Source organism: Winogradskyella sp. J14-2 (genome assembly GCF_001971725.1).
GTDB lineage: Bacteria > Bacteroidota > Bacteroidia > Flavobacteriales > Flavobacteriaceae > Winogradskyella.
Map to the genome: position 1 here is coordinate 2,724,427 of NZ_CP019388.1, position 21,796 is coordinate 2,746,222.

Genomic DNA, 21,796 nt, shown 5'->3' on the forward strand with positions numbered 1-21,796 from the left:
AATTATGGCAAAGCAAGCAGCAATAGAACAAGACGGAACAATTATAGAAGCATTATCTAATGCAATGTTTCGTGTAGAACTAGAAAATGGTCACATTGTGACGGCACATATATCTGGTAAGATGCGTATGCATTACATTAAACTATTACCAGGTGATAAAGTAAAATTAGAAATGAGCCCTTATGATTTAACAAAGGCTCGTATAACCTATAGATACTAACAAGATGAAATCGTGAGATTCCATCTGACCGTATTAAACAAATAAAAAGAAACAGATGAAAGTAAGAGCATCAGTTAAAAAGAGAAGTGCTGATTGTAAATTAGTACGTCGTAAAGGAAGACTTTACGTTATTAACAAAAAGAATCCAAGATTCAAGCAAAGACAAGGATAAAAAAGTCATTAGTAATTAGTAGTTAGATGAATCTGTTCGAAATCGAAAGGTTTAGGATTCTAACAACTAAAAGCTAACAGCTAAAAACTAAATTATATGGCAAGAATTGCAGGTGTAGACATACCAAAACAAAAAAGAGGAGTAGTATCCTTAACTTATATCTACGGAATAGGTAGAAGTAGAGCGAAAGAAATTTTAGAGACTGCTAAAGTTGACGAGAGCACTAAAGTACAAGATTGGACTGACGATGAAATCGGAGCCATCCGTGAAGCAGTTGGTTCTTACAAAATAGAAGGTGAATTACGTTCTGAAACACAATTAAACATTAAGCGTTTAATGGATATTGGATGTTACAGAGGTATTCGTCATAGAGCTGGTCTTCCATTAAGAGGGCAGCGTACTAAGAACAACTCTCGTACTAGAAAAGGTAGAAGAAAAACAGTTGCTAACAAGAAAAAGGTAACTAAATAATAACAGACATTAGTCATTAGTAATTGGTAGTTAGATGAATCTGTTCGAAATCGAAAGGTTTAGGATTCTAACAACTAAAAGCTAACAACTAGAAACTAAAAAATATGGCAAAGTCAAGTTCAAAAAAACGTAAAGTTATAGTAGATGCTATAGGTGAAGCGCACATTACTGCTTCATTTAACAACATCATTGTTTCTTTAACAAATAAAAAAGGTGACGTAATCTCTTGGTCATCTGCTGGTAAAATGGGTTTCAGAGGTTCTAAAAAGAACACTCCTTACGCAGCACAATTAGCTGCTGAAGATGCTGCAGGTGTAGCAAAAGAAGCTGGTTTAAAGAAAGTAAAAGTATACGTTAAAGGTCCTGGTAACGGTAGAGAATCTGCTATCAGATCTATTCACAACTCAGGTATTGAAGTGTCAGAAATTATTGATGTAACTCCAATGCCACATAACGGTTGTCGACCTCCAAAGAGACGTCGCGTATAATAACGTACACATAGTAAGGTTAATATCAGTCGATTATTCGGTTGATATTATCTTTTTTTATGTACATTTGCAAACTGAAAAAATTAAAACAAGTATCACCGAGAGATTAACGGTTATAGAAGGATAAGCTTTAGACCTTAATTTTATAATCACTCTCAAAATTAATTTAAAATGGCAAGATATACTGGTCCTAAAACTAAAATAGCCCGTAAATTCGGACAAGCTATATTCGGAGACGATAAAGCCTTCGAAAAAAGAAATTACCCTCCAGGTCAACACGGAAACAACAGAAGACGTGGAAAAAAATCTGAATACGCAATCCAATTAATGGAAAAGCAAAAAGCAAAATATACGTATGGTATATTAGAGCGTCAGTTCAGAAACATGTTCAAAAGAGCAACTTCAGCTCAAGGAATTACAGGTGAAGTTTTATTACAATTATGCGAATCGCGTTTAGATAACGTTGTTTTCAGAATGGGAATTGCTCCAACCAGAAGCGCTGCGAGACAATTAGTATCTCATAGACACATTACAGTAAATGGTGAAAAGGTAAATATTCCATCTTACCAACTAAAAGCTGGTGATGTTGTAGGTGTAAGAGAAAAATCTAAATCTTTAGAATCTATTCAAAATTCATTAGCTAACTCTAGTAGTGTCTACGAGTGGATTACATGGAATAACGATACAATGGAAGGAACTTATGTTTCTGTACCAGCGAGAATCCAAATCCCTGAACAAATTAACGAGCAGTTCATCGTCGAACTTTACTCTAAATAATAAATTAATCATATTGGTATTTGGCCAAAGGGTTTATTAGTCTTCTTCAAACTTCTAAACCGCGCAACTAAATAACAATTAAAACGAAGAACACAATGGCAATATTAAATTTTCAGAAACCAGATAAAGTAATCATGATTGATTCTACTGATTTTGAAGGTAAGTTTGAATTCAGACCTTTAGAACCAGGATACGGATTAACAGTGGGTAATGCTTTACGTAGAGTATTATTATCTTCTTTAGAAGGTTTCGCAATCACTTCTGTTAGAATAGAAGGTGTAGATCATGAGTTTTCTACAATTTCTGGCGTAGTAGAAGATGTAACTGAAATGATCTTGAACTTAAAGCAGGTAAACTTTAAGCGTCAAATAGACGAAGTAGATAACGAAACCGTTACTATTTCTATTTCAGGTCAAGAGCAAATCACAGCTGGCGATTTTCAGAAGTTTATTTCTGGTTTTCAAGTTTTAAACACAGATTTAGTAATATGTAACTTAGACCCAAAAGTAAACATCAATATGGAGTTAACTATTGAAAAAGGTAGAGGATATGTTCCTGCTGAAGAAAATAAAAAAGCTTCTGCACCAATGGGAACAATCTTTACAGATTCTATCTATACTCCAATAAAAAATGTTAAGTACAGTATCGAAAACTTCCGTGTTGAGCAAAAGACGGATTATGAAAAATTAGTTTTCGAAATCATTACAGACGGATCTATACACCCTAAAGATGCTTTAACAGAAGCAGCTAAAATACTAATTCACCACTTTATGTTATTCTCTGATGAGCGTATTACATTAGAAGCGGATGAAATTGCACAAACAGAAACCTATGATGAAGAATCACTTCACATGAGACAACTATTGAAGACTAAATTAGTAGATATGGATCTCTCTGTACGTGCATTAAACTGTTTAAAAGCTGCAGAGGTTGATACTTTAGGTGATTTAGTATCATTCAATAAAAATGATTTAATGAAATTCAGAAACTTTGGTAAGAAGTCATTAACTGAGCTAGAGGAACTAGTTAACGTTAAGGGTCTTAACTTTGGTATGGATTTAAGTAAATACAAATTAGATAAAGACTAAAAATTTTTGATTGACGAATTACGAGTGGCGAGTCTTTGAATCGTAAATCGTAAATCTGATATCGTAAATCTAAAATCAATAATAATCATATTTTGCTCCTCAAAAAATGAGTTTGGTAGCAAGATGATAAAACAAGAGTCATGAGACACGGAAAAAAATTCAATCACTTAGGTAGAAAATCGGCGCACAGAAAGTCAATGTTAGCTAACATGGCATGCTCATTAATAGAGCACAAGCGTATTAACACAACGACTGCAAAAGCTAAGGCCTTAAAACAGTTTGTAGAGCCATTAATCACAAAGTCTAAAGAAGATACTACTCACAATAGAAGAATAGTAATGTCTAGACTTAGACAAAAAGAGGCAGTGGCAGAATTGTTTAGAGATGTAGCAACCAAAGTAGGTGATCGTCCTGGTGGTTACACACGTATCATTAAGTTAGGTAACCGTTTAGGTGACAACGCTGATATGGCTATGATTGAATTAGTAGATTACAACGAGCTTTATAATGCTGGTAAGCCTGCTAAGAAATCTACTCGTAGAAGCAGAAGAGGTGGTAAGAAGAGTACGACTGCTGTGCCACCAGTAGAAACTCAAGCTTCAAACGAAGAAGAATAATAAATGTTAATAATCATTTATAAATATAAAGGATAGACTTTTTAAGTTTATCCTTTTTTTTTGGAATTTTGTAAAACTTTTTCTGCCAAAGCAGAAATCTCATAAACACTGCACATGAAATATAAACAAAGAAAAAAAGCACTGATTCTATTAGAGGATGGTACAATATTTTACGGTAAGTCCATAGGAAAAGACGGTACAGCATTCGGTGAAGTATGTTTTAACACTGGTACAACTGGTTATCAAGAAATTTTCACCGATCCTTCTTACTATGGTCAGCTTATGGTAACTACAAACGCTCATATTGGCAACTATGGAACCAAGGAAGATGAGATGGAATCTGATAATGTAAAAATTGCAGGTTTAATTTGTAAAAACTTCAGTTTTGAATACTCTCGCCCAGCAGCAGATGATTCTTTAGAAAACTTTTTTGAAAAGTATAATACACTAGCTATTGCAGATGTAGATACAAGAGCCTTGGTAAGCTATATAAGAGATAATGGAGCTATGAATGCTGTCATTTCTACTGAAGTAGAAGATATAAATAGCCTAAAAAAGCAATTAGCAGAACAGCCAAATATGAAAGGTTTAGAGTTAGCCTCAAAAGTGTCAACAAAAGAACCGTATTATTTTGGTGATGAAAATGCCACTTACAAAATTGCTGCATTAGATATAGGAATTAAGAAAAACATCTTGAGAAATCTTGCTAAAAGAGATGCTTATATAAAAATCTTTCCATACAATTCTAAATTTGAAGATTTAGAAGCGTTTAATCCAGATGGATACTTTTTATCAAACGGACCAGGTGACCCAGAACCATTGGTAGAAGCTCAAGCAGTAGCAAAAGAAATTATTGCAAGAAACAAACCATTATTTGGTATATGTTTAGGACATCAGGTTATTGCTTTGGCCAATGGTATTTCAACTTATAAAATGCATAATGGTCATAGAGGAATAAATCATCCTGTAAAAAATTTATTAACAGGTAAAGGTGAAATTACGTCTCAAAATCATGGCTTTGCTATTAATAGAGAAGAAACAGAAGCCAATAAGAATGTAGAAATAACACACGTACACCTTAATGATAATACAGTAGCAGGTATTAAAATAAAAGATAAAAATTGTTTCTCAGTACAATATCATCCAGAAGCAAGTCCTGGACCCAACGATTCAGTATATTTATTTGATCAGTTTATAGAGAATATCAAAAACCACTAATATAAAAAACGCAACAAAATTTTAGATTTGTTGCGTTTTTTTAGTTCCGAAAACATTATAGTAAATATTAATCGTAAATATGATTTTTGTTCTGTTTTACGGTCTATATTTTCGTAATTTTGAAACTATCAACAATTAAAAAGATAACAAAATGAGCATTATAGTTAATGTACACGCAAGACAAATTTTGGACTCTAGAGGTAATCCAACTGTAGAAGTAGATGTTGTAACAGAAAATGGTATCATGGGAAGAGCGGCAGTGCCTTCTGGTGCTTCAACTGGTGAACATGAAGCTGTAGAATTAAGAGACGGTGGAGATACTTATATGGGTAAAGGCGTGTTAAAGGCTGTAGAAAATGTAAATTCAACCATTGCACAAGAGTTACTTGGGATATCTGTTTTTGAACAAAACATGATAGATCAATTAATGATTGAGATTGATGGAACAAAAAATAAAGGCAACTTAGGAGCTAACGCAATTTTAGGGGTATCACTTGCTGTTGCAAAAGCTGCAGCTAATGAATTAGGAATGCCATTATATCGCTATGTTGGTGGTGTATCTGCAAATACGCTACCATTACCAATGATGAATATTATTAACGGTGGTTCTCATAGCGACGCACCCATTGCATTTCAGGAATTTATGATTATGCCTGTAAAAGCAAAAAACTTTACTCACGCTATGCAAATGGGTACCGAAATCTTTCATAATCTCAAAAAGGTACTCCATGACAGAGGCCTAAGTACTGCAGTTGGTGATGAAGGTGGTTTTGCGCCTAACTTAGAAGGCGGTACAGAAGATGCTTTAGATTCTATAAAATTAGCCGTAGAAAAAGCAGGATACACTTTTGGCGAGGACGTTAAGATTGCTTTAGATTGTGCAGCAGCAGAGTTTTATGTAGATGGTAAATACGACTATACAAAGTTTGAAGGCGAATCAGGAAAAATAAGAACATCTGCAGAACAGGCAGAATACTTAGCCGAATTAGCTTCTAAATATCCAATAATATCTATCGAAGATGGTATGGATGAAAATGACTGGGACGGTTGGAAAGTTTTAACCGATAAGATTGGAGATAAAGTACAATTAGTTGGTGATGATTTATTTGTAACAAATGTAGAACGTTTATCTCGCGGTATTGAAAACGGAATAGCAAATTCTATCCTAATTAAAGTAAACCAAATAGGTACTCTAACCGAAACTATTTCTGCTGTAAATATGGCGCACAATGCAGGTTATACATCTGTAATGTCGCATAGATCTGGAGAGACAGAAGATAATACTATTGCAGATTTAGCAGTCGCATTAAATACAGGTCAGATTAAAACAGGGTCTGCGTCTCGTAGTGACCGTATGGCAAAATACAACCAGTTATTGCGTATTGAGGAAGAACTTGGTGATGTAGCCTATTTTCCTCAAGAGAAAGCTTTTAAGGTGAAGTAAAGTAGACTACAAAAATAAATTTTTAAAGCGGTTGTCAATTAGATGACCGCTTTTATTTTTTATTGCGGTTTAAGGTGTTAAATCCATGATAAATTGACTTCCGAAATCGTTTGATATTTCGTAAATTAGCAATCCCTAATATTCATAAAAACAAGAAAAAAAATATGTCAGACAAAGCTACTCTAGAAATCAATGGAGAAAAATATGAACTACCAGTAAAAGTAGGAACCGAAAATGAAGTTGCCATTGATATAAAAACCTTAAGAAGTGCCACAGGTGGTGTTATAACCATAGATCCTGGTTACAAAAATACAGGAAGTTGCGAAAGTGCTATCACCTTCCTTGACGGAGAAAAAGGAATACTAAGGTACAGAGGTTACTCCATAGAAGAGCTTGCTGAAAAGGCAGACTTCTTAGAAGTTGCATATCTTTTAATATTTGGTGAGCTGCCAACCCAAGCGCAACTTGACAAGTTTGAAGCCGATATTAAGGATAAGTCAATGGTAGATGACGATATAAAGAAGATTTTAGATGCTTTTCCTAAGTCGGCGCATCCTATGGGTGTGTTGTCTTCATTGACAAGTGCATTAACAGCTTTTTACCCTTCTTCGGTAGATGTAAATTCTGAGGAGGCAATGTATAACGCCATAGTTAGAATTTTGGCTAAGTTTCCAATACTTGTGGCATGGACTATGCGAAAAAAACACGGTTTACCATTAGAGTATGGTGATGACAATCTGGGCTATGTTGAGAATGTATTAAAGATGATGTTTAAAAAGCCAAATAGTGAGTACACACAAAATCCTATCTTGGTAAATGCGCTGGATAAACTCTTAATTCTTCATGCAGATCATGAGCAAAACTGTTCTGCTTCAACAGTAAGAATCGCAGGCTCCTCTCACGCAGGTTTATTTGTATCTTTAGCATCTGGAATTTCTGCGCTTTGGGGACCATTACACGGAGGTGCTAACCAAGCTGTTCTAGAAATGTTAGAAGCCATAAAAGAAGATGGTGGAGATACTAAAAAATACATGGCAAAGGCAAAAGATAAAGACGATCCGTTCCGTTTAATGGGCTTTGGTCATCGTGTTTATAAAAACTTTGATCCTAGAGCAAGAATTATTAAAAAAGCTGCCGACGAAGTATTGGGAGATTTAGGGGTAGAAGACCCTATTTTAGATATTGCTAAAGGACTAGAGAAAGAAGCCTTAGAAGACCAGTATTTTGTGGATAGAAAATTATATCCTAATGTAGATTTCTATTCAGGCATTATTTATAGAGCAATGGGTATTCCTGTAGAAATGTTCACTGTTATGTTTGCACTGGGTCGTTTACCAGGTTGGATTGCGCAATGGAGAGAAATGCGCATGCGCAAAGAGCCAATAGGTCGTCCGAGACAATTATACATAGGTGAAACCTACAGAGCTTTTAAGGCGATTGATCAACGATAAATTATTGAATAAAAAAGCAACAAAGCTTCATAAAACTATGAAGCTTTTTTTGTGCTTACACAAATAAAATAGCTACTTGTATAAGCTAAGAAGATACGGATAACAAGTAGCAAAATCTATTTGATAAAAATAACAAACGTTTACAGATGAAACTTAATATACCAAACGAAACGTCTCGATTAAGAGCTGTAATTTTAGGAACAGCCGAGAGTAATGGTCCTGTACCTTCAATTGAAGATGCTTATGACCCTAAGTCATTAGAGCATATAAAAGCAGGAACATACCCTACAGAAAAAGACATGGTAAAAGAAATGGAAGCCGTAGCCAAAGTATTTGAAAAATATGATGTAAAAGTCTACAGGCCAAAAATTATTAAAGACTGTAATCAAATATTTACCAGAGATATAGGTTTTGTAATCGATGATGTTTTTGTAAAAGCAAATATATTACCAGATAGAGAAGAAGAGCTAGATGCTATTCAATACATTATAGATCAAATCGACCCGCAAAAAGTAATGCGTCCACCAGTAGAAGCACATATAGAAGGAGGTGATGTCATTGTATGGAACGACCATATCTTTATAGGTACATACCGAGGTGACGACTATGCAGATTATATTGTGGCTCGCACAAATAAAGCAGGTGTAGACTATATTACTAAGGAGTTTCCTCAAAAAACAGTTAAGAGTTTTAACCTAAGAAAGTCTCAAACAAATGCTATGGAGAATGCACTACATCTAGATTGCTGTTTTCAGCCTATCGGAAAGGATAAAGCCATACTACATAAAAACGGATTTTTGAAAGACAGAGAGTACCAATGGCTGGTCGATTTCTTCGGAAAAGAAAATATATTTGAAATTACAAAAGAAGAAATGTATAACATGAATAGTAACGTGTTTTCAATTTCTGAAGATGTTATTATTTCAGAACGAAATTTTACACGATTGAATACTTGGTTAAGAGAAAATGGCTTTACTGTTGAAGAAGTACCATATGCTGAGATAGCAAAACAAGAAGGATTGCTGCGTTGCTCCACTTTACCTTTGATAAGAGATTAACGTATTTACTTTCTATACAAAAAATAATTGTTAACTAAATTGATGTACTCCCTTTTTGCCTCGTCTTGACTAATATCTTGTACTTGAAAAAGCGCATTGGTCTTAAATGCGTTAATTATTGGTTTTCGGCTGCTTGGTCTGCCGTAATCATTAGTAGCTTTTTTATAGTAGGCATACAAGCGAAGTAAAAAGTCAGCAGGGAAAGGCTCTGTGTGCGCGTTTATGCGCTCTACAGCATCTTCAAACTCAATATTTAATTCTTCTGAGGTCATTTCATTTCGGCAATAACACTTTCACCACCTTTTACTTTCTGGTTAAGCTTTACCTTAATTTCTGCATCTAAAGGTAAAAATAAATCAACTCTCGAGCCAAATTTTATAAATCCAGAGTCTTCACCTTGCACTGCCTCTGAGTTTATTGATGCATAATTTACAATTCGTTTTGCAAGTGCACCTGCAATTTGTCTATATAATATTTTACCAAAGGATTTATTTTCAATTACAACAGTAGTACGCTCATTTTCTTCACTTGCCTTAGGGTGCCAGGCTACTAAATATTTACCGGGATGATATTTGCTATAGCTAATATTTCCGCTAATTGGGTATCTAGTAACATGAACGTTTATAGGCGACATAAATACTGAAACCTGAATGCGTTTATCTTTAAAAACCTCATTTTCCATCACCTCTTCTATAACTACAACTTTACCATCAACAGGAGATAACGCACATTTTTCATTAATATGAGTATGGCGTTTTGGGTTTCTAAAAAATTGCAGAATAAGAATAAAGAAAATGAGTATGGCAATCATAAGGCTCTTTCTAACCCACTCATTGGTAACAAATTCATCTATTAAAAAAAATGAGCCCACAACTAGGACTAATGTGATAAAAATAATTTTATGACCCTCTTTATGAAACATAGCTAAGTATTCTTAAAAATAAATATATAAATGGTGATGCAAATATAATACTATCTAATCGGTCTAAAAGCCCACCATGTCCTGGCATTATAACTCCACTATCTTTTACACCTGCCTGACGCTTAAATTTAGATTCTATTAAATCGCCCAAAGTACCAAATACACTTACTATTATTCCCATAATTAGCCAGCTCGTAAAACTTAAAGTTTCGGTATATTTTGCAATGAAGTAACTAGAAATACACGCAAAAAACAATCCGCCAAGAAATCCTTCAACTGTTTTTTTTGGAGATATGCTTGGAAACAGTTTTTGTTTCCCAAAGTTTTTACCCACCAAATAGGCAGCACTATCATTTACCCAAATAAGGATAAAACTCCCTAAAAGTAAAAGTGGTGTAAATTCTTTTTTATAATTGGCAATGAGTAGCATAAATATAAAGCCATTAGTTAGGTAAAATGTGGTTACAATAAAACTCTTTGAGCTAAAAAGAGGAATACGCTTTGTGGTAAATAAGTCTTTTATAAGAATGAGATTAACAAAAATCGTGGTAACCAGCATAATTTGAATAGCTTCATCGCTACCCGTTACACTTTTATTTAACAAGCACAAGTACCAAAACCCACCAAAAAGTAGCATAAAAATTATATACTGAGCAAAAGATTTTAGTGCAATAAGTTTACTAAATTCTGCTAAACTTAAAATACCGAATAGTAAGAGTAGCGTGGTAAGCGCATTTTGCGTATACAACGAACCAATGAGTAATAAAACATATACAACGCCAGATATGGCTCTAATGGATAATTCTTTCATTACAGATCTTCTAAAAGAAGTAGGTATAGATTTTTTGCACTACTTCCGTAGGTAAGGAAATCTTTATCGTCGGCAGTTTTAAAATGTTTTATGGTGGTAATATTTGTTGGGATTTTAGATTTACTCTTTGCTTTAATGCCCTTTAAACCTTCACCAATATTTTCTGCAAATTGACTCGTTGTTGCGTAAATTATAAAATGTTCAGGAAGCTCTTTAAGCTTTTTTTCTGCAATTTGATTAGAAGAAATTAATAAAGAACCGTCATCAGAGATTAAGTATTCGCAAGTGGATAGAAAGTATTTGCCCTCAGTAATTTTATTGGTATTATTGAGTTTAAAATCTTTAAACAAGTCGAGTAAGCGTTCATCAATTATAAAGACTTTATCACTATGCCATTGATTTTCGTCTAAAATAGCATTGAAGCTTTCCTTTACTTCGTTCATGTTTTCGCAGTACAGAAATTTACCACCATTAGCTTTGAAGTTTATGGTAAAACGTTCATCTGCAGGCAACTTAATTTCTGGCATATATTTGCCACGCTCTTGATTTGGTATTTGTTCTTCGGACTGGTTTGATTTTTTTCCGAAGAGTTTACGAAATAAGCTCATTCAACCGCTACTATTAATCCTAGGTTAGTGCATTTCTCAAATATAAAAAAACTTAAACTAACATAAAGTCAATTTAAGTTTTTTATATGATAGTAGTATAGGTTATTCTTCTTCCTCTACAATTGCTTCTTCTTTTTTAAAAGCACGTTTTCCAAATATTTTCTCAAGATTATCTTTAAAAATCACTTCTTTATCTAATAGAACTTCGGCAAGTTCTGTAAGTTTATCTTTATTCTCTTCAAGAAGTTTTACGGCTCTGTCATATTGCTTTTCTATGATATCCGAGATTTCTTTGTCAATGAGTTCTGCAGTTTGTTCGCTGTAAGGTTTTGTAAATCCATATTCAGATTGCCCAGAAGAATCGTAATAAGTAAGGTTACCAACTTTATCGCTTAGACCATAAATGGTTACCATGGCTCTGGCTTGTTTAGTTACTTTTTCCAAATCGCTTAAAGCTCCTGTAGAAATTTTACCAAAAATTACCTGTTCTGCAGCTCTACCACCCAACGCAGCACACATTTCGTCTAGCATTTGCTCTGGCCTTACAATAAGTCGTTCTTCGGGCAAATACCATGCTGCACCAAGAGAGCGACCTCTGGGTACTATAGTAACTTTTACCAACGGAGCCGCGTGTTCTAGCATCCAGCTTACAGTGGCGTGACCAGCCTCATGAAATGCAACTGCTCGTTTTTCTTCAGTAGTTATAATCTTGTTTTTCTTTTCTAATCCACCAATAATTCTATCTACTGCATCCAGGAAATCTTGTTTATTAACCGCTTTCTTACCTTTTCTTGCTGCAATTAAAGCTGCTTCGTTACAAACGTTAGCTATATCAGCACCAGAAAAACCAGGTGTTTGCTTGGCTAAGAAATCTATGTCTAAAGTTTCTTCCTTTTTAAGTGGACGAAGGTGTACTTCAAAAATTTCTTTACGCTCTCTTACATCAGGAAGATCAACATAGATTTGCCTATCAAAACGACCTGCGCGCATTAAGGCACTATCTAAAACATCTGCACGGTTGGTAGCAGCGAGCACAATAACATTTGTGTTAGTGCCAAAACCGTCCATCTCGGTCAATAATTGATTTAAGGTGTTTTCTCTTTCGTCATTAGAACCAGAAAAATTATTTTTCCCTCTCGCTCTACCGATAGCATCGATTTCATCTATGAAAATAATTGATGGTGATTTTTCTTTAGCCTGTTTAAATAAGTCTCTAACACGAGATGCACCTACACCAACAAACATTTCAACAAAATCAGATCCTGATAGTGAGAAAAAGGGAACTTTTGCCTCACCTGCTACAGCTTTTGCTAATAAGGTTTTACCTGTTCCTGGAGGCCCTACAAGTAGTGCGCCTTTTGGGATTTTGCCACCTAGTGAGGTGTATTTTTCTGGAAATTTTAAAAAATCTACAATTTCTTGTACTTCTTCTTTTGCACCCTCTAAACCTGCTACATCTTTAAATGAAGTTTTTGTATCAGATTTCTCATCAAAAAGCTTGGCTTTAGATTTTCCTATGTTAAAAATCTGACCACCAGCTCCGCCACCTCCACCAGATGACATACGTCTCATTATAAAAATCCAAACACCAATAATGAGAATAAAGGGAAGAAGCGTAAGCAAGAAATCTCCCCACACATTTTGCTCGGTTTCGTACTCGACAACAGTATTAAGATTATTCGCTTCAATACTTTCTCTAATGTCTTTTTCAAAATTCTGAAGATCTCCAAATTCAAACTTATAATTAGGAATTGGTGTTACCGATGGTAAGATGGTTTGGGGTTTAGAATTTTTGTGAACCTCTTGTTGTTGGGCTTCTTTGGTTAAATATACTCTTGCCTCTCGCTTGTTTACTATCTCTACTTTAGCGACATCGCCTTTATCTAAATAGTCTATAAATTGAGATGGGTTGATTTGCTTACCCGTAGATCCGCCAAATCCTCCAGAAAATAACTGTATTGATAAGAATATAGCGATGATTACACCATAAATCCAATAAGGATTAACTTTTGGTTTTTTATTCGAATTTTTATTGTCGTTTGCCATTATTAGCTTTTCTCTTTTAGTAACTTGTTTCTATTTGGGTCATTATAGCGTCTCCCCAAAGACTTTCTATGTCGTAATATTCTCTGATATGTTTTTGAAAAACATGAACAACTACGTTAACATAATCCATTAAAACCCATTCGGCATTGTCAGTGCCTTCTATATGCCAAGGCTTGTCTTTAGTGGTTTTACTAACTAACTTTTGTATGGAATTGACGATTGCATTAACTTGCGTGTTAGAAGTACCTTCACAAACTATAAAATAATCGCAAACCGTATTTTCAATATCTCTTAAATCTAAAATTGTAATTTCTTTTCCTTTAACCTCTTCTATTCCAGCAATGATTGTTGTAATGAGTTGGTCTGCACTAGTTTTTTCTTTCGTCATTTAATTAAATAAAATTTATGCAAAGTTATTATTTTTTTAGTTCTTGTGAACGCTAAATGTCATAAGAAAACTATAAAAATAGACCGTTGTTTGTATGTATATTATCAAACTTAATGCCATTGACTCTACTAACAGTTACCTTAAGGCTTTAACTTCTACTGTTATGCCTAAAGATTTTACGGTTGTTGTGGCTAACCATCAGACAAAAGGAAGAGGACAGATGGGTACAGTATGGCAAACAGAAGAGGGTAAAAACCTCACGGCTAGCGTATTTAAAGAGGTTAGTGCACTTAATGTAGAGAAGCAATTTTACATTAGTATGGTTGTGGCTTTGGCAATTTGTAAGACACTGAGACAATTAAAAATACCTCAGCTCTCAATAAAATGGCCTAACGACATTTTGTCAGCAAATAAAAAGATTTGTGGCACGCTCATAGAAAATGTGATAAAACAAAACAAACTCAAAGGTTCTGTAATTGGGTTTGGATTGAATGTAAATCAAAAGAATTTTGAGGGTTTACCAATGGCTTCATCTATGAATTTAATCACAGGTGTATTATTTAACAAAGATGAGGTTTTATCAGCTATTTTAACGCAACTCCAATTCTATTTTAAGTTGTTAGATTCTAAAGACTATGCTGAAATCAAAAAGCAATATGAGGCGCTTTTATTCAGAAAAGACAAACCTTCAACATTTAAAAATGAAGATGGTAGTATCTTTTCTGGAATTATAAAAGGTATAACTGAAACAGGTAAACTCAACGTTTGGACGGAAGATGGTATTGTAAAAAACTTTGATTTAAAAGAGGTAACATTACTCTACTAAACTGCAGTTTTCATATTAGTTACTAGGGTTTCAATAAATTTATTGATAGGTCCTTTTATCATCATTGCCATCATGGCATTGAACTCTCCGCTAAAAGTTAACTGTACCTCACTTTTATTAGTTTCAACTTCTGTGATATGACCAATGAGTGAGAAATCTAACTTTCCGCCTGCTGCTCCTAGGACAATTTTGTTGTGAGGAACCGCTTCTTTTTTCTTAAGTACTATTTCTGGCATACCTTTTAAAGCAAAGAGAAATTTGTCATTGTCAAGAACTTCAAATTTGCTTATATTCTCGGGCATTAAGCTTTCAAAATTTTTAACGTCTGATAAGAAATTGAATGTTTCTTCTGATGATTTATCTAAAGTTACCTTTGGTGATTCTAAATTCATGTTTAATAATGTTAAGTTGTTTATTAGTTTATGCGTTAAGTTGATGTTGTATTAATTTTAATTAATTTAAACGAATCAACAACTAAACGACTCAACGATACTATATCAATTAGTGTTCCATTGGCTAGGATTAGCATTCCATTGTGCTAAAATGTCTTGTTCTGCTTTGGTGATATAACTAGTATCTAATGCTTGTTCTAAAAGATTTTCGTAGTTACCGAGAGTGTGTAATTCTACTTTGGCATCCTTAAAATTTTTTTCTGCAACGTCAAAACCATAAGAGAAAATAGCGACCATACCCTTTACATTAACGTCGGCTTCTTCTAAAGCTGCGACGGCATTTAAACTGCTTTTTCCGGTACTTATTAGGTCTTCTACCACAATTACAGATTGACCACTTTCTACGTGTCCTTCAATTTGGTTTTGGCGACCATGCTTTTTAGCCTCTGGTCTTACATAAACAAAAGGAAGATTAAGATAGTCTGCTACCAACGCACCAATACCAATTGCACCAGTGGCTACACCAGCTATTACATCGGGTTTTCCATGAAGTTCTTCAATAGCTCTAGCTAGTGTTTCTCTTATATAGTTTCTTATTAAAGGATAAGAGAGTACAATTCTGTTATCGCAGTATATTGGTGATTTCCAACCAGAAGCCCAAGTAAAGGGGTCTTGAGGCTGTAATTTTATAGCATTAATTTGCAATAAAACTTCTGCGGTTTTTTTGGCGGTTTCTTTGTTAAAAATCATAATTGCAAAATTAATGAATTTTAGAAGTTTTTAAATTTTTAAACTAATTTAATTCTTTGTTTAAAATCAGTTTAATAAAAAATAATATTTTTACAATTTACTAGTTGTAACTTACCAAATCTATGTACACGATCTATGTAGGTGATAAACCTATTATTTTAACAACAAATGTTGAAAAAGAGACAAATTTTAAGGCGTTTCTTCTTAAATCAGTTAATATAGGTAAAGTTGTAAAAATACTTAATACTACAGACTTAAATGCTGTACACCTTATACATAAAAACCCAGATAAACTACTAAAACATTTTTTAAAACTTTTACCCAATGTTGTTGCAGGCGGAGGTAAAGTATACAATGCAAACAATGAGGTGTTGTTTATTTTTAGAAATAATAAATGGGATTTGCCAAAAGGTAAAATAGAAGGTAAAGAGTCTATAGAAGAAACAGCCATAAGGGAAGTAGAGGAAGAGACTGGAGTGAAGGGGTTGAAAATTACTAAGGCATTACCTACAACCTATCATATATTTAAACGCAATGGTAAGCACAAAATAAAAATTACCTATTGGTTTGAGATGAAAACCAAATTTGATGGTAAACTTTACCCACAAGAAAAGGAAGGTATCACTAAGGTAGAATGGTTAGATGATAAAGCGTCTCAAAAAGCTCTAAATAATAGCTATGCAAACATTAAAGTGCTAGTGTAATAGTTTTTTTAGTTAATTAAGTTACTTACAGCTATATATAAGATTTCTTTTATGCTACCTTGCATCTTGTTTTTTTGGTTAAATTTTTGATTTACCTCAATCTCAATACCTAAATAGTTTTCTAGAAATTGCTTTCTCAAAAATGTTGTAAATCCATCAGCCTTACCTAAGTAGGGATAGTTAAAGCGTACATTTAAACCTGAATCGGTTTTTAATATTTCAGCTTTTAGTTGTCTACAAAAGGTTTGTTCTTCTTTTTTTAGTGAATTGTAAAGTAAACCTATATCACAGTTACGAATTTCATTATTGAGTTTTGGTGTAAAACTATGAATTGATAGATGCAAAACTTTATTATTTGAGCCTATGAGATTAGCTATTTTATGCTCAACAGCCGTCCTGTAAGGCAAATAATAGGTTTCGATAATGTTGTTTTTTTCAGTTTTGGATAGCGATTTTGTAAATTCTGAAAATAATTGTTTATGAAACAAAGATCTATTGAGCTCTATTAATAATCGTGAATTTATACTGTAAAACGATGCCTCGGCCAAGGGCTTTAAGTACTCTAATACATCTAGTGCACCCAGGTCATAACCGAGATGGGTATTTAGAATGTCCTTGTCGTTAAATAGTTGTGCGTAAGCCTTAGGTATAATATTGCCTCCGTGCTCACAGGTTAAAACAAGTTTCAAGGTTGAAACAATTTGTTATTGGTTAAACAATTTTGAAGTTGTTGATATACTTCAATAATTTTTGCTTCTGAAGTGTTATTCTCTAATGCCTTTAAAAGCCTTGAAGATAATGTGCCTTCTTCTAAAATAAGCTCAATGGATTTATGATGATTTTTATCAATTTGCGTTTTTACCCTTTTGTAGAGGTGTTTCCATACCTCGTTTGTTGTAGATATTTTATTTAAGCCAAATAGCTTTAGATAAGGTATCTTTTCAATGATACTATTTTCACCGTTTTTTATGCTGTCATCTAAAATCAGAAACAACTCTTGTTTTGTCCAAAGTTTTTGTGCTTGTAGCGTGCAGAATTCCTTGTTGATGATGGCTTTTAAAACTTCGATTACCAAAGCACACAAGGCGATATCAGCCTTTGGACATTCTTGAATATCCATTAGTCTTATTTCTACAGCATTTCTATCGAAACGCGCAATAGCACCGCGAGAATTTAAAAAATGATGGTCTAAAATTTTATGCGTATCATAAGGTCGCATAGCACGCTTAATGGGTTCAAAAATAGAGGCATGATAATCTAATTTTGAAAATACCCGTTCAGGTATAACCATACCGGTTAAGCTAGGTATTTCTTTCTGGTTGGTCTTGTAAAATTCTAATCGGGTGTCTTTAAAGCCTGTAATTTCGCCTTCTAAGATTGGTGAACTTGCACAAATTCCAGGGAGCAAAGGGAGAATGATTCTTATTGCTGCGTGCAGTTTTTCAAATTCTTTATCGTCATAAAAAGGTAGATTAAGATGTGTACTTTGTACGTTGCTCCATCCATGGCCTTTGCAATTAAAAATCGTATTGTAAAGGGTATAAACTTCACTATAGCTATGTTTCCAAAGTTGTGTGTCTAAATTTGGATGCATCAATGGATGGGCTGCTGTTCCTAATAATTTTAATTGTAGATTACTTAAAAGCTCATCTATCTCTAATACATTTGCATGAAATTTTGATGCTAGATCATGTAGGTTTGCCGTTGGTCCATTTGTTTTTAATTCCACCACATGAGCCACCAGTTCATTGCTCCAAGCTATATCGCCATTGTCAATATCAGAGGTGATTTTTCCCGCTTTTTTTGTTAAAAGTTCATCTACTTGTGGTGCAACCTTAAACGTGTTTTTATGTACCAGCATATACTCGAGTTCTATACCATATACCTCGAATAAATGATATTTTCTTGCCATTATTGGTTTAATCGTTTTTTTAATGCAGAGAGTATTTTAGTGTATACCAAATCGCCATAGTGTAAGTCCTCAACGCCATTATCAATGTTAGGGTTGTCATTAATCTCAATAACCATAAGTTTTCCGTTGACTACTTTTATATCTATACCATAAAGGCCTTCACCCATAAGTTTTGCAGATTTTAATGCTATATCTATTACATTTTTTGGCACATCTTCTATAGCTATACAATCGGCATTACCATCTTTTTCGGTTTTCTTTTTGGCTTTCCAATTATAAATTTGCCAGTGCCCTTTAGCCATATAATAACGACAAGCATAAAAGGGTTTGTTATCAATAATGCCAATGCGCCAATCGTAATCTGAAGGGCAATACTCTTGGGCAATAATGAGGTCTGATTCTTTAAGCATCTCAGTTACAAGAGTTTCAAATTCTGTTTTGGTATTGGCTTTTTTTACACCAAAAGAAAATGTAGAATCTGGAGCTTTTAATACACAGGGTAATCCTGTTTCTTTTAATACTTTGTTTCTATTATTGTTATGAACGATAACGGTTTTTGGTGTATTGATATTTGCATTTTGCAAAGCCTCTGCCATGTAAACCTTATTACAGCATTTTAATATAGCATCTGGGTAGTCAATGATAGCGATACCCTCTTGCTGTGCTTTTCTGGCAAAGGTGTAGGCTTCGTTATTAACTTCGGTACTTTGTCTTAAGAACAACGCATCAAATGATGACAGGCGCGATAGGTCCTTAGGCTCTATAATTTCTGCGTAGATATTCATTTTTTCCGCAATATCCACAAACTTTTTAAGGGCTTTAGCGTTGCTTGGTGGAGCAGGATCTGTTGGGTTAACCAATATGGCTAGGTCAAAATCATAATTAATTATTTTTGCTGTATCATATCGTTTTTTAGAAAAGTACTGATTGGCAAATTCGTGAACACTTGACAAATGCTCCTCTGGTATTTCAGATTCTGAAATTGCCTTTATGCTCTGTACATTCCATTTGTTACTATAATTAAACTTTACACGTAAAAATGGCACCTGAAAATGCTTGTAAAAAAGTGAGCTCAACACTTTATACTTTTGGGCTACATTTTGCCCAAAGTAAATGCTTAGCGTGAATTCTCGAGACTTTATGTTTTTAAGACTCTTTTGTATTTCGTCATCAAACTCGTCTGAAACAATCCTAACAAGTTTTAATTTTTTTAGATCTACAATATTTTTAGTGGTAGGAATTGGTAAATGTCCTCTCGCTTCTGCCAAAAGCGATACGTAATACCCTTTTGATTGGTATGAATAATCTTTGCATAAATTAAAAATACGTGCAGTTTTTAAAAGTGCGTATTTTGGATTAGTAAGATAATCTTGAGAGGAAATTATTTGAATATGATCGGCCGAAAAATTCCAGTTTTCAGGCTGATTTACAATAATGTATTTGTTCATTTAGAGCGCATAACGCTATTAATATTATAAACAAAATTATACTATTTTTTGATTGGTTTTACGTAGGTATAAAAATATTTTTTTGTGTTTTTATTACTAAAAAAAGCTACTCACCAATTGCAATGTTTACATCTTTTTTTATTTAGTGATGTAACCTATATATAGGATATTGCAAATGTGCTTTTTCGTAGTGCTTACTTTTTTTGTGTATCCAATCGAGTTGGGCATACCAGTTGTTAGCAAATTTTTCATCGTAGCTTATTTTAACATTGTACTCAATTTGTAATCTTGGGTTTTCTCTAAGTACTTGTTTTGCTCTGTCTTCCCATACATAAGGCGAAAAACTTTCTTTTTGTTGTAAAATGGTATCAAAGAAATTCCAATTAAAAAACGAGTCTGGTGCAGTAGGTTCTAAAGTTTCCATAAGGTACCGCATGGCTTTTTGATCGGTGTTTACCAAATAATCTCCTTGTCTAAAAGTAATATTTTCTTTAGCGGTTGCTACCTTAACATTGTAATGTGGATAATGGCCTTCGTAAGGTGATGTTCTGGTTTTATAATCATCAATTTTGTATGACTCTACAGTTAAAGTAGTGTCTTTTTTAAACGGAGTTAATTCTACCTTGTTTAATTTTAATAATTCAATAACCGTGTGCCACCCTTGCGGAATAACGTATGCCTTTGGAATAGTTACAGAATCTTTTGGCATAAAAAAGTTTTGATAAGCCACATCTTTAGTATATGGTTTGCTTCGGTCATATTTTAGGCGTTGGGCACCAGTTAACTCACTAAGAATCATTTCTCCTTCATAACCTTTAAATTGCAGAATAGTTGATTTTGTAGTGTCTACAGTCCATGCCAGAGGGTAGTAATTTTCATGTGTCCAAGTAGTTTGTTGGGGTTTTCTTAGTTCAGCAATTTTTTCAGCATCTTCTTCTGTAATTTCTATCATGCTTTTCATTAGCTCATAAGTACCTTCAACTCGTTGTTTGTAAGGTTTTAGCATGTGCGTTTCTACCATCATGCCAAGTGTGTTAAATAAGGATGTATAACCTGTGGAATAACGTGGTGAATCCAAAAATTGTGAAAAACCAGACTCAGGTGTACGATTAAAAACATTGACATATGGAGTGATGTCCCACCCTTTTTTGGCTAGTTTTTGTTCTAGTTTTGGCATCATTTCCGAGTGAAGATACGCTCCCAGGTCACCGCCCAATTTATTGTGTTGGGTAAATAGATGTGTTAAGGTGTATTGGTAATCTGCACCGTTGCTCACGTGGTTATCGATAAAGACATCTGGCTGTATTGTATGAAATATTTCCGCAAAAGCCTTAGCATTTTTGGTATCACATTTTATAAAGTCTCTGTTTAAATCATAGTTGCGAGCATTGCCTCTAAAACCATATTCTTGTGGTCCGTTTTGGTTGGTGCGCGTGCCAGAGTTTCTGTTAAGGCTTCCACCAACATTGTAGATAGGTATTGTTACTAAAACCGTGTGTTTTGGAGCTTCAAGTTCCCCTTGAACCAAATCTCTGTATAGCATCATAGTAGCATCTATGCCATCAGATTCGCCTGGGTGAATACCATTGTTAATTAACATGATTCTATTTTTATTTCTTAAAAGATTAAAATCATTATGAACTTGCGTTGGATTGTAAATTACAATATGCAGTGGTTCACCAGAATCTGTCTCACCCATCTCTCGGATTGAAATTTCACTGTAATTATCTGCTAAATCTTCGTAGAACTTAATGGTCTCTTGGTAGGTTGCTGTCTGGGTGCCGTTACTTTTTTCAAAAACAGTTTTGAAATCTAAATTAGATGTACTGGCATCTTTTTTTTTGTGATGATCTGAACAAGAACTAATTAGTAATATTAAAACTAAGAGTTTTTTCATGATGAATAGGATTGTTGTTCAAACTTACAGATTTTAGTTCTAAAAAATGTTAACATCGTAAATTTCAAAATATAAAAAAGATTAATTT

25 protein-coding genes are annotated in these 21,796 nt (G+C 33.9%); 13 read left to right on the forward strand and 12 right to left on the reverse strand.

The features are described 5' to 3' along the window. Window positions 1-4: 4 nt before the first annotated feature. The 11 genes from infA to BWZ20_RS12285 all read left to right on the forward strand — a co-directional run bounded on the left by infA (window position 5) and on the right by BWZ20_RS12285 (window position 9,004). Entirely contained in the window at window positions 5-220 is a 216-nt protein-coding gene (gene infA / locus BWZ20_RS12235; protein WP_007094967.1) for a translation initiation factor IF-1, read from the forward strand. 55 nt (window positions 221-275) lie between these two features. Beyond that, window positions 276-392 carry a type B 50S ribosomal protein L36 gene (ykgO, locus tag BWZ20_RS12240; protein ID WP_008269159.1) on the forward strand — a complete coding sequence of 39 codons (117 nt, stop codon included), beginning with the start codon at window positions 276-278 and terminating at the stop codon, window positions 390-392. Between the two features lie 96 nt (window positions 393-488). Further along, window positions 489-863: a 30S ribosomal protein S13 gene (rpsM, locus tag BWZ20_RS12245; RefSeq protein ID WP_076620355.1), complete on the forward strand. Its 375-nt coding sequence runs from the start codon at window positions 489-491 to the stop codon at window positions 861-863. Window positions 864-967: 104 nt separating this feature from the next. After that, window positions 968-1,351, forward strand: a complete 384-nt coding sequence (rpsK, locus tag BWZ20_RS12250) for a 30S ribosomal protein S11 (protein WP_076620357.1) — start codon at window positions 968-970, stop codon at window positions 1,349-1,351. A gap of 171 nt (window positions 1,352-1,522) precedes the next feature. Next, window positions 1,523-2,128, forward strand: a complete 606-nt coding sequence (gene rpsD, locus BWZ20_RS12255) for a 30S ribosomal protein S4 (protein ID WP_076620358.1) — start codon at window positions 1,523-1,525, stop codon at window positions 2,126-2,128. 95 nt (window positions 2,129-2,223) lie between these two features. Continuing rightward, on the forward strand, window positions 2,224-3,216 hold the full coding sequence (locus BWZ20_RS12260; RefSeq protein WP_076620359.1) for a DNA-directed RNA polymerase subunit alpha: 993 nt from the start codon (window positions 2,224-2,226) through the stop codon (window positions 3,214-3,216). Between the two features lie 140 nt (window positions 3,217-3,356). After that, window positions 3,357-3,833, forward strand: a complete 477-nt coding sequence (rplQ, locus tag BWZ20_RS12265) for a 50S ribosomal protein L17 (protein ID WP_076620360.1) — start codon at window positions 3,357-3,359, stop codon at window positions 3,831-3,833. Between the two features lie 114 nt (window positions 3,834-3,947). Continuing rightward, entirely contained in the window at window positions 3,948-5,051 is a 1,104-nt protein-coding gene (gene carA / locus BWZ20_RS12270; RefSeq protein WP_076620361.1) for a glutamine-hydrolyzing carbamoyl-phosphate synthase small subunit, read from the forward strand. A gap of 151 nt (window positions 5,052-5,202) precedes the next feature. After that, complete coding sequence (gene eno, locus BWZ20_RS12275) at window positions 5,203-6,495, forward strand: phosphopyruvate hydratase (protein WP_076620362.1); 1,293 nt, start codon at window positions 5,203-5,205, stop codon at window positions 6,493-6,495. Between the two features lie 164 nt (window positions 6,496-6,659). Beyond that, entirely contained in the window at window positions 6,660-7,946 is a 1,287-nt protein-coding gene (locus tag BWZ20_RS12280; protein WP_076620363.1) for a citrate synthase, read from the forward strand. A 146-nt stretch (window positions 7,947-8,092) separates the two neighbouring features. Beyond that, a complete protein-coding gene (locus BWZ20_RS12285; RefSeq protein WP_076620364.1) occupies window positions 8,093-9,004 on the forward strand; it encodes a dimethylarginine dimethylaminohydrolase family protein in 912 nt (303 codons plus the stop codon). A 5-nt stretch (window positions 9,005-9,009) separates the two neighbouring features. On the opposite strand, the gene BWZ20_RS12290 is transcribed toward BWZ20_RS12285, so the two are convergent. The 6 genes from BWZ20_RS12290 to rsfS all read right to left on the reverse strand — a co-directional run bounded on the left by BWZ20_RS12290 (window position 9,010) and on the right by rsfS (window position 13,779). Then, the gene (locus BWZ20_RS12290; RefSeq protein ID WP_076620366.1) at window positions 9,010-9,276 is read right to left on the reverse strand and encodes an acyl-CoA-binding protein; all 267 of its coding nucleotides are present in this window, start codon (window positions 9,274-9,276) and stop codon (window positions 9,010-9,012) included. Continuing rightward, on the reverse strand, window positions 9,273-9,926 hold the full coding sequence (locus BWZ20_RS12295) for a phosphatidylserine decarboxylase family protein (protein WP_076620368.1): 654 nt from the start codon (window positions 9,924-9,926) through the stop codon (window positions 9,273-9,275). The genes BWZ20_RS12290 and BWZ20_RS12295 overlap by 4 nt, the downstream gene beginning before the upstream one ends. Further along, window positions 9,916-10,737: a phosphatidate cytidylyltransferase gene (locus BWZ20_RS12300; RefSeq protein ID WP_076620370.1), complete on the reverse strand. Its 822-nt coding sequence runs from the start codon at window positions 10,735-10,737 to the stop codon at window positions 9,916-9,918. Before BWZ20_RS12300 ends, BWZ20_RS12295 begins: the two co-directional genes overlap by 11 nt. Continuing rightward, complete coding sequence (locus BWZ20_RS12305; protein ID WP_076620372.1) at window positions 10,737-11,345, reverse strand: LUD domain-containing protein; 609 nt, start codon at window positions 11,343-11,345, stop codon at window positions 10,737-10,739. Before BWZ20_RS12305 ends, BWZ20_RS12300 begins: the two co-directional genes overlap by 1 nt. A 102-nt stretch (window positions 11,346-11,447) precedes the next feature. Further along, the gene (gene ftsH / locus BWZ20_RS12310; protein WP_076620375.1) at window positions 11,448-13,391 is read right to left on the reverse strand and encodes an ATP-dependent zinc metalloprotease FtsH; all 1,944 of its coding nucleotides are present in this window, start codon (window positions 13,389-13,391) and stop codon (window positions 11,448-11,450) included. 16 nt (window positions 13,392-13,407) lie between these two features. Further along, the gene (rsfS, locus tag BWZ20_RS12315; protein ID WP_076620377.1) at window positions 13,408-13,779 is read right to left on the reverse strand and encodes a ribosome silencing factor; all 372 of its coding nucleotides are present in this window, start codon (window positions 13,777-13,779) and stop codon (window positions 13,408-13,410) included. A 94-nt stretch (window positions 13,780-13,873) separates the two neighbouring features. Between rsfS and BWZ20_RS12320 the strand changes: the two genes are divergently transcribed. Beyond that, window positions 13,874-14,605: a biotin--[acetyl-CoA-carboxylase] ligase gene (locus BWZ20_RS12320; RefSeq protein ID WP_076620378.1), complete on the forward strand. Its 732-nt coding sequence runs from the start codon at window positions 13,874-13,876 to the stop codon at window positions 14,603-14,605. Here BWZ20_RS12320 and BWZ20_RS12325 read toward each other — a convergent pair. Both BWZ20_RS12325 and pyrE read right to left on the reverse strand, forming a co-directional pair. Then, window positions 14,602-14,997: an orotate phosphoribosyltransferase gene (locus BWZ20_RS12325; RefSeq protein WP_076620379.1), complete on the reverse strand. Its 396-nt coding sequence runs from the start codon at window positions 14,995-14,997 to the stop codon at window positions 14,602-14,604. The genes BWZ20_RS12320 and BWZ20_RS12325 overlap by 4 nt on opposite strands. Window positions 14,998-15,102: 105 nt before the next feature. Continuing rightward, window positions 15,103-15,747: an orotate phosphoribosyltransferase gene (pyrE, locus tag BWZ20_RS12330; protein WP_076620380.1), complete on the reverse strand. Its 645-nt coding sequence runs from the start codon at window positions 15,745-15,747 to the stop codon at window positions 15,103-15,105. 122 nt (window positions 15,748-15,869) lie between these two features. On the opposite strand from pyrE, the gene BWZ20_RS12335 reads away from it, so the two are divergent. Continuing rightward, window positions 15,870-16,451 carry an NUDIX hydrolase gene (locus BWZ20_RS12335; protein ID WP_076620381.1) on the forward strand — a complete coding sequence of 194 codons (582 nt, stop codon included), beginning with the start codon at window positions 15,870-15,872 and terminating at the stop codon, window positions 16,449-16,451. Window positions 16,452-16,459: 8 nt separating this feature from the next. On the opposite strand, the gene BWZ20_RS12340 is transcribed toward BWZ20_RS12335, so the two are convergent. The 4 genes from BWZ20_RS12340 to BWZ20_RS12355 form a co-directional block, all read right to left on the reverse strand. Then, the gene (locus BWZ20_RS12340; RefSeq protein ID WP_076620382.1) at window positions 16,460-17,140 is read right to left on the reverse strand and encodes an N-formylglutamate amidohydrolase; all 681 of its coding nucleotides are present in this window, start codon (window positions 17,138-17,140) and stop codon (window positions 16,460-16,462) included. Next, window positions 17,137-18,363 carry a glutamate-cysteine ligase family protein gene (locus tag BWZ20_RS12345; protein WP_076620383.1) on the reverse strand — a complete coding sequence of 409 codons (1,227 nt, stop codon included), beginning with the start codon at window positions 18,361-18,363 and terminating at the stop codon, window positions 17,137-17,139. The genes BWZ20_RS12340 and BWZ20_RS12345 overlap by 4 nt, the downstream gene beginning before the upstream one ends. Further along, entirely contained in the window at window positions 18,363-19,811 is a 1,449-nt protein-coding gene (locus BWZ20_RS12350; protein WP_076620384.1) for a RimK family protein, read from the reverse strand. The genes BWZ20_RS12345 and BWZ20_RS12350 overlap by 1 nt, the downstream gene beginning before the upstream one ends. Before the next feature lie 142 nt (window positions 19,812-19,953). Further along, window positions 19,954-21,708: a M14 family metallopeptidase gene (locus BWZ20_RS12355; protein ID WP_076620387.1), complete on the reverse strand. Its 1,755-nt coding sequence runs from the start codon at window positions 21,706-21,708 to the stop codon at window positions 19,954-19,956. Between the last annotated feature and the right edge of the window lie 88 nt (window positions 21,709-21,796).

Excerpts from the sequence above, each read along its gene's own strand:
- rplQ (WP_076620360.1), top strand. The coding sequence starts at position 3,357 with ATGAGACACGGAAAAAAATTCAATCACTTAGGTAGAAAATCGGCGCAC.
- BWZ20_RS12260 (WP_076620359.1), top strand. The coding sequence starts at position 2,224 with ATGGCAATATTAAATTTTCAGAAACCAGATAAAGTAATCATGATTGAT.
- BWZ20_RS12350 (WP_076620384.1), bottom strand. The coding sequence starts at position 19,811 with ATGAACAAATACATTATTGTAAATCAGCCTGAAAACTGGAATTTTTCG.
- BWZ20_RS12290 (WP_076620366.1), bottom strand. The coding sequence starts at position 9,276 with ATGACCTCAGAAGAATTAAATATTGAGTTTGAAGATGCTGTAGAGCGC.
- BWZ20_RS12320 (WP_076620378.1), top strand. The coding sequence starts at position 13,874 with ATGTATATTATCAAACTTAATGCCATTGACTCTACTAACAGTTACCTT.
- BWZ20_RS12325 (WP_076620379.1), bottom strand. The coding sequence starts at position 14,997 with ATGAATTTAGAATCACCAAAGGTAACTTTAGATAAATCATCAGAAGAA.
- BWZ20_RS12285 (WP_076620364.1), top strand. The coding sequence starts at position 8,093 with ATGAAACTTAATATACCAAACGAAACGTCTCGATTAAGAGCTGTAATT.
- BWZ20_RS12355 (WP_076620387.1), bottom strand. The coding sequence starts at position 21,708 with ATGAAAAAACTCTTAGTTTTAATATTACTAATTAGTTCTTGTTCAGAT.
- BWZ20_RS12295 (WP_076620368.1), bottom strand. The coding sequence starts at position 9,926 with ATGTTTCATAAAGAGGGTCATAAAATTATTTTTATCACATTAGTCCTA.
- BWZ20_RS12305 (WP_076620372.1), bottom strand. The coding sequence starts at position 11,345 with ATGAGCTTATTTCGTAAACTCTTCGGAAAAAAATCAAACCAGTCCGAA.
- rpsK (WP_076620357.1), top strand. The coding sequence starts at position 968 with ATGGCAAAGTCAAGTTCAAAAAAACGTAAAGTTATAGTAGATGCTATA.
- BWZ20_RS12345 (WP_076620383.1), bottom strand. The coding sequence starts at position 18,363 with ATGGCAAGAAAATATCATTTATTCGAGGTATATGGTATAGAACTCGAG.
- rsfS (WP_076620377.1), bottom strand. The coding sequence starts at position 13,779 with ATGACGAAAGAAAAAACTAGTGCAGACCAACTCATTACAACAATCATT.
- ykgO (WP_008269159.1), top strand. The coding sequence starts at position 276 with ATGAAAGTAAGAGCATCAGTTAAAAAGAGAAGTGCTGATTGTAAATTA.
- BWZ20_RS12280 (WP_076620363.1), top strand. The coding sequence starts at position 6,660 with ATGTCAGACAAAGCTACTCTAGAAATCAATGGAGAAAAATATGAACTA.
- eno (WP_076620362.1), top strand. The coding sequence starts at position 5,203 with ATGAGCATTATAGTTAATGTACACGCAAGACAAATTTTGGACTCTAGA.
- pyrE (WP_076620380.1), bottom strand. The coding sequence starts at position 15,747 with ATGATTTTTAACAAAGAAACCGCCAAAAAAACCGCAGAAGTTTTATTG.
- ftsH (WP_076620375.1), bottom strand. The coding sequence starts at position 13,391 with ATGGCAAACGACAATAAAAATTCGAATAAAAAACCAAAAGTTAATCCT.
- rpsD (WP_076620358.1), top strand. The coding sequence starts at position 1,523 with ATGGCAAGATATACTGGTCCTAAAACTAAAATAGCCCGTAAATTCGGA.
- carA (WP_076620361.1), top strand. The coding sequence starts at position 3,948 with ATGAAATATAAACAAAGAAAAAAAGCACTGATTCTATTAGAGGATGGT.
- rpsM (WP_076620355.1), top strand. The coding sequence starts at position 489 with ATGGCAAGAATTGCAGGTGTAGACATACCAAAACAAAAAAGAGGAGTA.
- infA (WP_007094967.1), top strand. The coding sequence starts at position 5 with ATGGCAAAGCAAGCAGCAATAGAACAAGACGGAACAATTATAGAAGCA.
- BWZ20_RS12300 (WP_076620370.1), bottom strand. The coding sequence starts at position 10,737 with ATGAAAGAATTATCCATTAGAGCCATATCTGGCGTTGTATATGTTTTA.
- BWZ20_RS12335 (WP_076620381.1), top strand. The coding sequence starts at position 15,870 with ATGTACACGATCTATGTAGGTGATAAACCTATTATTTTAACAACAAAT.